Raw genomic sequence first — 410 nt, 5'->3', positions numbered from 1 at the left:
CGACCAAGCAGTTCGTCACCGCCGAGGAGGTCGCGGGCCTGGCTGTGTTCCTGGCCTCCGACCTGGCGCGCTCGATCACGGGCGTGATCCTGCCGGTCGATGGCGGCTGGACCGCACAGTAAGGGGAGCCTCGCCATGAACCGCCAGCAGATCCTCGACCTGCCCTCGATGCCGCTCGCTGGGCCGAGCTACCCGGCCGGTCCCTATCGCTTCATCGACCGCGAATACATGATTATCAGCTACGAGACCGATCCCGAGGTGATCCGTCACCATCTGCCCGAGCCGCTGCAGCCGCTGGCGGAGCCGGTCGTCCATTACGAGTGGATCAAGATGCCGGATTCTTCCGGCTTCGGCAGCTACACCGAGACCGGCATCGTCATCCCCTGCCGCTTCGGCGAGGAGGAGGTCAA

Annotated in this window: 2 protein-coding genes; both read left to right on the top strand. The window is 65.6% G+C overall.

Translation table 11 applies throughout. The annotated features are described in order from the left end of the window. A partial coding sequence (locus tag AX750_RS25510; protein WP_156450061.1) for an SDR family oxidoreductase occupies positions 1 to 122 on the top strand: 122 nt, incomplete at its 5' end. Between the two features lie 13 nt (positions 123 to 135). Next, positions 136 to 410: acetoacetate decarboxylase family protein (locus AX750_RS11395; protein ID WP_197432813.1), on the top strand; the 275-nt coding region annotated here is incomplete at its 3' end.

Origin of the sequence: Methylobacterium sp. CCH7-A2 (assembly GCF_001557075.1) — a bacterium.
GTDB classification, from domain to species: Bacteria; Pseudomonadota; Alphaproteobacteria; order Rhizobiales; family Beijerinckiaceae; genus Allobosea; species Allobosea massiliensis.
This window is presented reverse-complemented; position numbering and strand designations above follow the sequence as displayed.